Origin of the sequence: Sulfurimonas sp. (assembly GCF_018698455.1) — a bacterium.
Taxonomy (GTDB): Bacteria; Campylobacterota; Campylobacteria; order Campylobacterales; family Sulfurimonadaceae; genus Sulfurimonas.
Genome location: NZ_JABIOQ010000039.1, coordinates 11717 through 24464 on the forward strand (window position 1 = coordinate 11717; position 12748 = coordinate 24464).

At 33.6% G+C, this 12748-nt stretch carries 14 protein-coding genes; 7 read left to right on the top strand and 7 right to left on the bottom strand.

Features of this window, described 5'->3' with window-relative positions:
* Window position 1: 1 nt before the first annotated feature.
* From HOG88_RS05120 to HOG88_RS05145, 6 genes are read right to left on the bottom strand one after another with little or no spacing between them, the layout of a single operon-like run.
* On the bottom strand, window positions 2-829 hold the full coding sequence (locus HOG88_RS05120) for a hypothetical protein (RefSeq protein ID WP_295003890.1): 828 nt from the start codon (window positions 827-829) through the stop codon (window positions 2-4).
* A complete protein-coding gene (locus HOG88_RS05125) occupies window positions 826-1692 on the bottom strand; it encodes a DUF89 domain-containing protein (RefSeq protein ID WP_295003892.1) in 867 nt (288 codons plus the stop codon). Before HOG88_RS05125 ends, HOG88_RS05120 begins: the two co-directional genes overlap by 4 nt.
* The gene (locus HOG88_RS05130) at window positions 1689-2165 is read right to left on the bottom strand and encodes a DUF3972 domain-containing protein (RefSeq protein ID WP_295003894.1); all 477 of its coding nucleotides are present in this window, start codon (window positions 2163-2165) and stop codon (window positions 1689-1691) included. The genes HOG88_RS05125 and HOG88_RS05130 overlap by 4 nt, the downstream gene beginning before the upstream one ends.
* 26 nt (window positions 2166-2191) lie before the next feature.
* Window positions 2192-2689, bottom strand: coding sequence for a 5-(carboxyamino)imidazole ribonucleotide mutase (purE, locus tag HOG88_RS05135; RefSeq protein WP_295003896.1), 498 nt, complete (start codon window positions 2687-2689; stop codon window positions 2192-2194).
* Between the two features lie 30 nt (window positions 2690-2719).
* Window positions 2720-4012: a peptidase U32 family protein gene (locus HOG88_RS05140; protein WP_295003898.1), complete on the bottom strand. Its 1293-nt coding sequence runs from the start codon at window positions 4010-4012 to the stop codon at window positions 2720-2722.
* Window positions 4012-4701: a chemotaxis protein gene (locus tag HOG88_RS05145; RefSeq protein ID WP_295003900.1), complete on the bottom strand. Its 690-nt coding sequence runs from the start codon at window positions 4699-4701 to the stop codon at window positions 4012-4014. The genes HOG88_RS05140 and HOG88_RS05145 overlap by 1 nt, the downstream gene beginning before the upstream one ends.
* Before the next feature lie 86 nt (window positions 4702-4787).
* Here HOG88_RS05145 and HOG88_RS05150 point away from each other — a divergent pair, with 86 nt between their 5' ends.
* The 7 genes from HOG88_RS05150 to dapB all read left to right on the top strand — a co-directional run bounded on the left by HOG88_RS05150 (window position 4788) and on the right by dapB (window position 11628).
* Window positions 4788-5567, top strand: coding sequence for a histidinol-phosphatase (locus HOG88_RS05150; RefSeq protein WP_295003902.1), 780 nt, complete (start codon window positions 4788-4790; stop codon window positions 5565-5567).
* A 99-nt stretch (window positions 5568-5666) separates the two neighbouring features.
* On the top strand, window positions 5667-5987 hold the full coding sequence (gene trxA, locus HOG88_RS05155; protein WP_295003904.1) for a thioredoxin: 321 nt from the start codon (window positions 5667-5669) through the stop codon (window positions 5985-5987).
* 9 nt (window positions 5988-5996) lie between these two features.
* Entirely contained in the window at window positions 5997-6488 is a 492-nt protein-coding gene (locus HOG88_RS05160; protein ID WP_295003906.1) for a hypothetical protein, read from the top strand.
* Window positions 6489-6513: 25 nt separating this feature from the next.
* Complete coding sequence (trxB, locus tag HOG88_RS05165; protein ID WP_295004002.1) at window positions 6514-7452, top strand: thioredoxin-disulfide reductase; 939 nt, start codon at window positions 6514-6516, stop codon at window positions 7450-7452.
* 31 nt (window positions 7453-7483) lie between these two features.
* Window positions 7484-8350: a sulfurtransferase gene (locus HOG88_RS05170; RefSeq protein WP_295003908.1), complete on the top strand. Its 867-nt coding sequence runs from the start codon at window positions 7484-7486 to the stop codon at window positions 8348-8350.
* 311 nt (window positions 8351-8661) lie between these two features.
* Window positions 8662-10800, top strand: coding sequence for a cyclic nucleotide-binding domain-containing protein (locus HOG88_RS05175; RefSeq protein ID WP_295003910.1), 2139 nt, complete (start codon window positions 8662-8664; stop codon window positions 10798-10800).
* Between the two features lie 57 nt (window positions 10801-10857).
* The gene (dapB, locus tag HOG88_RS05180) at window positions 10858-11628 is read left to right on the top strand and encodes a 4-hydroxy-tetrahydrodipicolinate reductase (RefSeq protein WP_295003912.1); all 771 of its coding nucleotides are present in this window, start codon (window positions 10858-10860) and stop codon (window positions 11626-11628) included.
* Window positions 11629-11695: 67 nt separating this feature from the next.
* Here the strand turns inward: dapB and HOG88_RS05185 are convergent, their stop codons facing one another.
* Window positions 11696-12712, bottom strand: coding sequence for an NAD(P)-binding domain-containing protein (locus HOG88_RS05185; RefSeq protein ID WP_295003914.1), 1017 nt, complete (start codon window positions 12710-12712; stop codon window positions 11696-11698).
* Window positions 12713-12748: the final 36 nt, after the last annotated feature.

Genomic DNA, 12748 nt, shown 5'->3' on the forward strand with positions numbered 1-12748 from the left:
TCTAGAACTTAAATACTACACCCAACTTCACATACGAGTTGTGAGCTGTACTAGCAGGCTCGTAAATAGTCTTCTCTACTCCACCTAAAATATACGGTGCAGTGTCTGATTTTTCTATAGTTTGATATTCATATATATACTCAAAAAATAAATCTAAGCTTTTATCGAGTCTAATCTTAAAAGGAATAGAAAGTTGTATGATGTCAGCTGAACCTAAATTCACCGTAATATCTGAATTTTCCGAATTCGCAAGAATTGCCATTTCTGGATGAATACCATATTGATACTCAAGATTTACTCCAAGGCTAAATATTGGGGAACTATAAGTTGTTCCAACTTGAGGACGGATTGACAACCATTTGTAAACTTCTACTTGTGATGGACTCAATTCTCGTCGCCATGCACGATACCCAGTTCCTATACCAAAATTTAAAGAATAACCATGACTTAACACACTTATAAACTGATAATCAACCCCAGTATCAAAAAGAATGTTTTTTGTAACTCCAACATAACTTCCATATCCTTGACTTGAATCTAAAAGAGAACCAACATATTCTGTTTCACCACTCAGCAAGTTGAAATATCCATTAATTTGCGTATAAATTCCATTCCCAAGAACTTCTGTATATGTAAGACCTAAATCCGCACCTCGCATTACTCCCGTCTTCGGTGTGGAGATTTCACTATCTAGAATTATATTATTATCATACTCACGGTAGTCCATACTCATACCAATAAAAGCAACTGAAAGAGAAAGTCCACTCTCTTTTGCAGATAAAATACTGCTCATAAAAACCATCGCTAAAATTATTAAATTTTTCTTCATTTTCCAACCTTCATCTTACAAATAATATCACCAACTTCTTTACCTAAAGAATTAGCAACTACATTACATTTCACCTTGAGTAAAAAGCAGATGTTATCTCTTGGGGCATCATTAAGACACTCATAGTTTCCCATGCCTTTACTTATAACTAAGTCTGCACTGTCAAAGAGTTCTTGTGAGTATTTATTAGCTCTCTTGTATGCAAACCCAGGTGTATTTACTCCGCTATCAACAAGTTCGCAGAGCTCATGGAACTTGGCTTCTCTTGCCTCTTTCATAGTTACATCATTTATAATGGGATTTCCACGCACCATATACGAATACTTCACATCAGGATAAAGTTCTTGGAGTGTTTGGATATAAACATAATCAAAAATATGCTCGCCTACATTATCTCCAATAACTAAAACAGTTTTTGCTTTTTGAAGTTCTTTTTCTAATTTTTTAAAATCATTATATGCAAAATCTGTATAAAAGACTCTATTCAACTCTTCATCTAAATCATACATTATTTTTGCGGCAAGGTCGATGACATTTCCAGCTACTGCAATTTTTGTAGCTGTTAAAAGTTTGTCTTTTGAGACATTAAGTTCTTTTTTTAAACGCGGGACTAATGCTTTAGCTTTTTTGTTTGATTCTTCTTTCTTCTCATCATAAAGGTCATATTTATTAGCGATACTTGCCATTTTCTCATAAACATCGGAAGCTATTTCAGGGGGATTGTTGTTAAAAGAAAAGTCTTTACTCATAGTTTCTATACTAGAGACTAACTCTGTTTTTAGTTCATGACTAGTAGTTATTGCATCTGCTACTCTTACACTTTGGTTAATTATGCAAGAGACACAAGCCTCATCAATTTTCATTGGTTAGTATTATCTTCTATTGCTTTGTTCCACATAAGTTTATATTTGCGTCGCATAAACTCCACTTCTTGTTGAGAAAGTTTTAGTTGCTCTGTCAAAGTCGCTATTGTTTTTCTATCTTCATCATAAAGTTCTTGAAGAGACTCTAGCGCTTCACGTAAAAAAGTATTTTCAACTTTAACCGCCTCAATAGTCTCATCTTTTGCATCGAGAACTTTCTCATGAAGGTTAATAATAGTTCCTATAGTTTTTTCAATAAATTCAGGTTGCACCATCATTTCATGAGTGTTGCGTTTAGATAATTCTGCTAGCTTTATAGGAACTACAGATTCCTTAGCTCCTCTAGATGGATCTATATAACGAATACCATCTTCTTGCTTTACATTTAGTTTTCCAGCACCTATCATATCTTCAACAGAAGAAAGTTCCAAGCCCGTCAGTTCACAGTATTCATCATCACTCATCCACGTCATTTGTGCCCCTTATAATTATCAAAGTCTTACTTGATGATAGTCTCTATTTCTAAAGAATCCATTTCAACTTTTTTAGCCTTTGCAATTCTATCTTCTTGAAGTTTGATAGACAACTCGCTGTTGTCAAGTGCTAAAATTTGCATAGCCAAATAAGCAGAGTTTATTGCCCCTGCTTTTCCTATAGCTACTGTAGCAACTGGCATTCCAGCTGGCATTTGTACAGTTGAGAGAAGTGCATCTATTCCTGCTAGTGCTGATGCTGACATAGGAACACCAATGATTGGTTTGACAGTTTTTGAAGATAAAACACCAGCTAAGTGAGCCGCCATTCCGGCAGCAGCAATATATACTTGTGCACCTTTTTTTTCAGATTCGTGCATATACTCAGTAGTTCTCTCTGGTGCACGGTGAGCAGAAGAGACGATTAACTCATAGTTGACACCAAAAGCTTCAAAGGTATCCGAACATGACTTCATTACTTCATAATCACTTTTAGAGCCCAATACTATTGACACAAATTTCATACTTTTTCCTTGGTTTATATCGTTTTATCTTTATGATTTAGGATTTGTACCCATTGCTAAAGTTGAAGGAATCCTAAAAAATGTAAATGCTGGAAAAGAAGTTGGTAACTCTATTGCGTTTGTATTTCCACTATGAATCTCTTCGTATATTTTGTTGTTTTGTGCTTTTAATCGTTTAAGCTTCAAGTAAAATCTACCGTCTTTTTCATATGTAGTACCGATCTCATTATCGACTAATGCAACATCACTACCAAGTGGAAACACTACTTCCATCTCATCGCCTGGCATAGTTTTAAACTTACATAAAAAGTGAGTACCTTCTGGGTTTACAACGCCACTTACTTGATGTGTTCCTAACTGCATAGAAAAATCAAGACTCTGTGTATCGTTACGTTCAAAAGGACGAGAAATCAGATAAGCATCTGTATACCCACGATTTTGTAGAGATTGAAGTTCATACTGATATTTTTCATGGTTAAACTGGCCATCGTAGTAATCGTTCAGTGCCATTCTATATGCTTTTGCAGTTGTCGCTGCATAATAAGCCGTCTTGGTTCTACCCTCAACTTTTACACTATCTACAACACCACTATCTAGTATTTCTTTCATGTGTGAAGCAAGGTTCAAATCTTTTGCATTCATGATGTAAGTTCCAACACCCTCTTCTTCTTCAAGTCTAAAAAGTGTTCCAGTATCAGGATTTGCAGCATACATTTCGTATTCAAAACGACAATCATTTGCACAGCTTCCACGGTTAGGTACACGACCACTCTGTAAAGTAGAGATCAAACATCGTCCGCTATATGCGAAACACATACTTCCGTGTACAAAAACTTCTAGTTCAAGATTAGGTAAGTCTTTTTTTATTGCAATTAAATCTTTGAGACTAATTTCACGTGCTGTAATAATACGAGTAGCACCCATTTCATGATAAATCTGAGCATCTAAAACATTCATCACATTTGCTTGGGTTGAGAGGTGAAGAGGCATATCTGGAACTAGGTCATGACATAGTTTTAAAACACCAGGAGTTGCTACAATAAATGCATCGGGTTTTAACTCACCCATAGCAATAATATGTTTTCTAAGAAGTGAAAGTTGTGAGTTAAATGGGAAACCGTTTATAGTTGCATAAACTTTTTTGCCTCTTTGGTGAGCATAGTCTATACCCTCTTTAAAGTCTTCCATACTAAATTCTTTTCCAGAACGTATACGAAGAGAGAAATGTGAAACGCCACCATAAACAGCGTCTGCTCCAAAATCAAGAGCGATTTTTAATTTTTCTAATGTTCCCGCGGGGGAGAGGAGTTCTACTTTTTTCATTACTTTCCAAACTGAGCTAAAAGTGATTCAATATCTTCTGTAGAGACGACATCATTATGGGTATCACCTGCTATATGTTGTGCTGATGCAACACGCTTATCATCACCTATACGACCTTCAAAAAGTTTGTTCATATAGTTTGCAAGTGCTCTCATTACATTTATTACACGTTCTATTTTTTGACGGTGAATATCTTGGTATTGCATAATATCCATCGCATTCATAATAGAATCTCCGCTGTTCTGAAGTATTTCTAAAGTTGTTTTAATGCCTTTTAATGCATCAGTATTTGTTTGTAAACTATTTTTAAAAGCTTCTACATCTGGAAATTTTTGTGAAAGAGTCGTAAATAGTTCTATATTTGCGCCTAAAACTTTTATATTTACTTCAATATTTGTCTCTTCTTCCATTAAGTCATTACTTATAATTTCAAGAATGTCAAAAATTTGACTTGCTTTTTCTTCACTTTCTTTTGTTACTTCATCAAGTTGATTTACCATTTGATTTTCGTTTGTTGCAGGAAGTGGCCAGTGATGAGCATTTTCTTCAGAATAACCATAAGGCTCTTTAGGTTTTTTATCAGCAACTTCTGTACTTACTTCTACAGGAACATCATCTTCAAGGTCTTCAATATCTTCAATATCATCCATAGCACTACCCATTAAAGCATCTAGTTCATCTTGATTCATTTAAGTTTCTCCATATCTAATTAGTAAAATTAATTTATTAACACTATAATAACATAAAACATATAAAAATTAAATACGAGAAATAAATGATTGTTGACTTACATAACCATACACCACTTTGTAACCATGCGGAGGGAAGTATTCCTGAGTATATAGACTTTGCAATAAAATCAGGTACTCAATACTTTGGATTTTCTGACCATGCTCCTATGGATTTCGATCCAAAATACCGAATGAAATTCAATGATATGAAGCAGTATGAAAAAGATGTTTTAGATGCCAAAGAACAATATAAAAATAAAATAAATATTCTCTTAGGTTATGAGGTTGATTATCTTAAGGGTCATATGGACGAGAGAGTCTTAAATGCGGATGTTGACTACCTTATAGGTTCTGTTCACTTTTTAGAGGGCTGGGGATTTGATAACCCTGAATTTATAGGTCGTTGGGAAGAACAAGACATAGATGAAATCTGGCAAAAATACTTTGATACTATAGAAGAAATGGCAGAATCAAAACTTTTTGATATTGTAGGGCATTTAGACCTTATAAAAGTTTTCAAATTTATGCCAAATAAGAGCATAAACGAGATGGCAGAAAATGCACTAAACGCCATCAAAAAAGCAGATATGGTTTTAGAATTAAACATCTCCGGATATAGAAAAAAAGTACAAGAACCTTACCCTTCTAAATCACTTTTAAAACAGGCATATGCCTTAGGAATTCCTATTACATTTTCCTCTGACGCACATAATCCCCAACAGATTTCCATGTATGATGAGAGTATAGTCAAAATGGCTAAAGAAGTTGGTTATTTGGAGTGTGCTTATTTTATTAAAAAAATAAGAAAGTTTATAAACTTTTAGTATTTATAATAAAACTGGAATTTTCTTTAATAAAGATGTAATTAATGAAACAACTAGTACAATGCACGCATAAAAATAATAATAATAAAGGATTTACTAATGGGTAAATATATAGAATTAACTAGTTCAGATTTTGAAGTAACACTTTCAGAGGGTGTATCTCTTGTAGACTTTTGGGCTCCATGGTGTGGACCTTGTCGTATGATCGCTCCAGTTATTGAAGAATTAGCGGAAGATTTCGATGGTAAAGCAAAAATTTGTAAAGTAAATACAGATGAAGAACAAGATATTGCTGTTAAATTTGGTATTCGTTCTATCCCTACTATCATGTTCTTTAAAGATGGCGAGATGGTAGATCAAGTTGTTGGAGCACAATCAAAACAAGCTCTAGCAGATAAAATCAACGGTCTTTTAGGCTAAGGTTACACTTTGTCAAAACGAAAGAGTGGGAAAAGTCTTCTCTCTCTTTCCACATTTCTAGCTTCTTTTTTCGGTGCAGCGATGATAGCACTCTCTTTTGCATACTTCAATTACAAATTTTCTGAGTATAAATTTATAAACTTTAATGAATGGATTTTTTACGAAAAAAGTGATATTTTTACACCCAAAAAAGAAAAATATGTTGTTATATTTTATTCTTCCAGAGAAAAAGGCACTATGAATAAACTTGCTAGTCTAGAGTTAAATATTCCAATTTTAGCTATTGACTATTACAATAAAGTACGAGAAAATTCAGAGTATACTACCTATTTAAGAAGTGGCACAAAGAATTCACTAGCCTTTATTCAGCGTTTTAATATTTATGAATCTCCTTCTATCTTTTTTATAAAGAAACACAAAGACTCTCTTTATAAACAAGATAGCATGATACGCAAGCTCGATAATTTAGATGAATTATCTCAAGAAATAAATAAACTATAAAATACAAAAGGAAATAACTATGTCTATTTTAGATTGTGCAATAATTGGGGGAGGACCAGCTGGTCTTACAGCCGGACTTTACACTACTCGTGGTGGTTTAGAAAATGTAACAATGTTTGAAAAAGGAATGCCCGGTGGACAGATCACCAACTCTTCAGAGATAGAAAACTATCCTGGTGCTACGGGTGAAATAACAGGTATGGAGTTAATGAATCCATGGCCTGAACAATGTCAAAGATTTGGCCTTATACATAAAATGTCAAATGTAACTCGGGTTAGTAAGAGTGGTGATGTTTTCACTATTTACAACGAAGATGGATCAACAGACCAAGCATATAGTGTTATCATAGGGACTGGTTCATCACCTCGTCGAGTTGGGTTTAAAGGTGAAGATGAACTTTTTGGAAAAGGTGTGAGTACTTGTGCAACTTGTGATGGCTTTTTCTACAAAGGAAAAGAAGTCGCAGTGATTGGTGGTGGTGACACAGCATTAGAAGAAGCTCTATACCTTGCTAAAATCTGTTCTAAAGTCTATATAATACACCGTCGTGACACTTTCCGTTCAGCTCCAAATACTATAAAACGTATAGAAAATACAGACAATATCGAACTTGTTTTAGACTCGACTCCCGATGAAGTTTATGGTGACAAGATGGGTGTAACAGGCATTCGTGTTAAAAATAAAAATGGTGAAATGAGAGATATTATAGTTCCCGGTGTTTTTACATTTGTTGGAAACGATGTTAATAACGAAACACTTAAGCAAGACGATGGAAGCTTTCTTTGTGAAATGAATGATCAAGGTCAGGTTATAGTAGACATCACGATGAAGACTTCAGTTCCTGGTCTCTTCGCAACAGGAGATATGCGTATATCTGCACCAAAACAAGTTATCAGTGCCGCAGGAGATGGTGCAGTTGCTGCACTACAAGCTATATCTTATATGGATGAACTTTTAAATTAATAATATATTTTAACAAAACTAAGGAAACCTAATGAAAACACTCTTTGTACTTTTATTTTTAACACTTACTCTCTTCTCATCAACTGCCTTTATAAACTCTAATGAGTTAAAAGCACAATTAAATGATGCTAATATTATTATCTTAGATACAACCAATAAAGAAACTTTTGACAAAGGCCATATACCAAATGCAAAGATGGTAAATGTTGCAAAGTTTAGACATCAAGTTGGAAAGTACCAACTCATGAACTCTCCAGAAGAAATAGAAAAAGAGTTACATTCACTTGGCATAAACAATAATTCAAAAGTTGTCATTTATGGACATAACATAGGCAAAGAGTTACTTAAAGCAAGTTACACTGCCTTAGTTCTGCTTACAAACGGTCTCAAAGATGTAAGTATCTTAAATGGTGGATTTCCTGAGTGGGTAAGCGAGTATGAGTTTGATGACTTAGTTTCAAAAACAACCAGCAGTTCAAAAGTAGGAAACTTTACAGCTAAACGCAGAGAGAACATACTAGTCGACCTTGAGTATGTTAAATCAAGGATAGGTATTATTTCAATGGTAGAAGCTCGTCCATTTAAGTTCTTTAATGGTTCACAAAAATCACCTGGTGTTTCGCGTTTAGGTCATATTAAAGGGGCAAAGAGTAGTTATTGGAGAGAAAAATTTAACGATGAATATAAACTAAAATCAGATAAAGCACTCAATTCTCTATACTTAACACAGAATGGACTAAATACAGACAAAGAAGTTATAACTTACTGTACAGGAGGATTAGAAGCTTCAATGAACTGGTACATTTTAACACAGTATCTACACTTTAAAGATGTAAAAATATATGATGCATCTATGAGACAATGGGGTAACCTAGAAAATACTCCAATGGAAAAATAAACTAAAGATTTAAAATGAAAAACTTATTCTATAGCTCGTTAAAAGTAGTTACGTTCATCGTATTTGTATCATTAATTCCTTTGCTATTCTTATTTGAGAATGCCACTTCTATAGTATGGACAATGGTAATTCCAATTTTACCCCTTTTTATAATAATAATCGGCTTTTCAAATTGGAGAAACATCTGTCCTCTCGCTTTTTTTTCCAAAATATCGCAAAGACTCTATTGGATTAAAAAAAGAAAAGTTCCTGTCTGGTTTGAAAATAATTTCTATCTTTTTCAATACTCTATATTATTTGTAGCATTTTCATTGAGACTAGTTACTCTAAATTACAACAACTCTTACCTTGGAGTATTTTTTATTCTTGCAATTATTTCAGCATTTGCTATAAATATTGTGTATACAGGAAAGAGCTGGTGTAACTTCTTTTGTCCTGTTGGAGTAGTCGAGAAGATATACTGTATATCAAATTCGCAAAACTACAGTACTAATTCAGCTTGTTCTCCATGTACTGCATGTAAGAAAAACTGTCCGGATATAGATATGGAAAACAACTACTGGAAAGAGAGTGTAGACAAACAAAAAAGTTTTGTATTTTACTCTTTCCCAGGTCTAGTTTTAGGTTTTTATTTATACTTTTATCTACAATCAGGAAGCTACCAATACTATTTTAACGGAAATTGGACGAAAACTGATATTTCCATCTTTAGTAATGGATTTTTCTTCGCTCCATTCATTCCAACAATAATTGCGGCACCTATCACTCTAGCCCTTTTTTCTTTCTCTAGTCTTTTTGCTTTTAATACCTTAGAGAAATATTTAGGGAATAAAAGAAAGTTTAAAAATGCAACATACGAAACCATGTTACATAAAGTAAAGGTTATAGCATCGTATATCGCTTTTAACACTTTTTATGCATTTGCCGGAGCTCCAACTTACTTAAAATATCCAGATTCTTATGGCCTTTTTTACTTTGTTGTTGTTGCTATTTCTTCAGTATATATGTACAGGGAATTTTATAGAGAGCAGAGTTTTTTCGTTCAAGAGAGATTCGCTCTTAAAATTCTTAAAAAGTGGGATAAAAGCAAGCCGATTCCAACAAACCTCAAAGAAATATACTATACCTACATCAATGAAACTAAAAATCAAAAAGATAGGTTAAATACATATGAAACTACAATCAGAGATTTACTCCAAGAGGGTATTTTACATGAAAATAGCTCAATGTTACTCACTAAATTAAGAGAGCAAATTGGGGTTACTGAAAACGACCATTTGAAAATAATGAAAAAGTTAAAACATGAGGATGAAGATCTTTTTGATCATTCAATTTCACAATCTACGGAAATGAATCGGCAAAAAGAGACCTATAAAAAGCTACTTGAGGATGGTCTCTCTCATAACTTTGAATTAGACAATGAATTAATTAAATCAATGAAATTTCAACTTGGAATAAGTGACAAAGTTCACGATATAATTATGGAAAGCATTGTAAACCCTCATGGTAAAGTGCATTCACAAATTTTAGTTTCGTTACAAGATTTATATACACTTTTAAAAATAAAAAAATCGCTCTACAGTGATGGTTCAAGGCAAATATCATTTTTAAAATACACCATTAAAAATGAGTTTCACGACACATTAGACCACCTTTTCTACAATCTTGAAAGAATATATTCCGACCACAAAAAGACTCTAAACACTTTAAAAGCAATAGCAAAAGAAGATGACATAGATGCAGGTTTTGAGCTTAACCATGAAGCTTTAGCTTTCATGGATAATGAGATTGCTCGTAAAATACTTTTACTAAAAGAAGATTTTGATATGAGTGGGCAAGCTACAAGCGAAAACAATAATAAAGAGATAATCATTGGTTTACTCTCCAGTGAACATGACGAAATCGCCAAAGCAGCATTAACCGCACTCAAATTTATTGATAAATCAATTCTTGTCGCCATTAGCGATAATCAATTTGAATCTAATCTTAGTAACGAAGTCTATTCATTAGCTAACAAAATTGTAAATAACTTGAATGAAATAACAACCTATGAAAGCATGATGTATATCAACAGTGTTCCAATTTTTGACAATATATACTTTCGTGATTTAGAAAAATTTTCTGAGTCCGCAAAACTAAAAGAGTTTTCTCCAAATGAATACATCATTCGAGAGGGAGAACTTGGTGACACACTCTATATAATCATCAAAGGAAAAGCAATAGTGGAAGTTGCTTCGAATCAAGTTACAACTATGGGTGATAACGATTACTTTGGAGAGATTGCTATTCTAGGTGATAGCAAAAGAACTGCTTCAGTAAAAGCTATCGAACCAATGAGTACTTTAACTATATCCAAAGAAAAGGTTAAGGAATTTATATCTGATCAACCAGTAGTTAGTGCAAAGATAATGAAAGAGATTATAAAGAAACTTATACAAAACGGCAGTTAATCAAAAAGATATTAAATCTTTGGTATGATTTTAAAAATAATTTCTAAAGGTAATATTATGATTAAAGTTGGTGTATTTGGTGCTAGTGGACGTGTTGGTAAACTGCTTATTGAAGACTTAAAAGATACAGAAGATATTAGTGTAAGTACTGTTTTTATTCGTCATAACCTAGACTTTTCAGTCGATCCCTCTATCTTAATAACAACAGATTTAAAGTCATTTCTAAATGCTTGTGATCTCGTTATAGATTTCTCTCTACCTGATGCTTGTGAATCACTTCTTGAAGCATCTATTAAAACACCAAAACCTTTAGTTATCGGTACAACCGGTTTAAATACTCATCAACTTAATCTTCTCAAAGATGCTAGTGAAATAATGCCTATCCTCTATGCTACAAATATGTCACTTGGTGTTGCACTTTTAAATAAACTAGTTGAACAAGCTTCAGCTGCTCTAGAAGGTTTTGATATAGAAATAGTTGAAATGCACCATAAACATAAAAAAGATGCTCCTAGTGGTACAGCACTTACTCTTAGTCAGTCTGCTGCACGTGGTCGTGACTTAGATATAGATAAAGTGAGAATAAGTGGTAGAGATGGAAATATTGGGGAACGCACAAAAGATGAAATAGCAGTTATGGCTCTTCGTGGTGGGGATATTGTTGGCCGACATACTGTAGGGTTTTATAATGATGGAGAATTTCTTGAACTAAACCATACAGCAACATCAAGAAATACTTTTAGCAAGGGTGCTATTCGTGCTGGTTCTTGGTTAGTAAATAAACAAGCAGGTCTTTACTCTATAAGTGATTGTTTAGAACTAAATTAGTAAGATTTAAGAAAAAAAGTTAATGAGAGAAGGAGTAAGCCAAATCTGACTTACTCCTATAAAATAATTATTTTAATTTAGAAGCGATACTTTTTACTGCATCACTTGCATGGTTAAATGCTAGTGCAATACTACCTTGATCAGTTACAACATCACCAATTGTATAAAGACCTGCTACATTAGTTTCAAATGTATTTGCATCATATACAGGAACATCCCACTCACCAGTTTTAACACCAGAATTTACAAGTAAATCTTTAGGTGTAGTTCCACCCAGGGCATATACTGCTCTATCATACTCAGCAGTTGTTCCATCTGTAAAGTTTACTTTGATTGCACCATCTTCAGATTGCTCAAGACTCTCAACATCAACACCCATTTTATTAATAAGCTTACCATTATCAAGGTACTTATTACACATCTCAGTGTTAATAGGGTTCATACGAGTAATATCAGCTTTTCTATAGTTAAGTGTAACTACACAATCTTCCATGCCTTCTAGTTCTACAAGGCCATAAGCATACTCACCAGCAGTATCGCCACCACCAACTATCATAACTCTTTCGCCATTTTGTACCTTAGAAAGGTTAAAGTTTAGCATTGGTTTAATTTCTTTTGGAAATTTATACTTAGGTCTATTTGGTTTACCCATACGACCAACTGAAAGAATAACATTTCTAGCTTTTACACTTTCAATACCTTCAGCTACATTATCATGACCAAAAATCATCTCGAAAAGACCGTCTTCACCTTTGAGTACTCTAATGATGTCATGGTTATACTCAAATGTGTCAAGAACACCTGCTTTACTTAGTTTATCTTCCATCTGATCGATGTATTCTTCTTTAGAACACTCTTCAAATGAAACATTACCTGTAAATTCAAACTTGATTCCCATCCAGTCTTTATCTACACGCTTACCTTTTTTGTAAAACTTATGAATCATGTCATTATGATGTGGTGCTTTGTCTATAACTAAGATATTATCAATTCCTGCAAGTTTTGCTTCAATAGCACATGCCATTCCACCAGGTCCTGCACCAATAACTGCGATATCTACTATTTTTCCATTTTCGTGAATCATTTTTTTTCCTTGTTAGTAAGAGTTTAATTATGTATT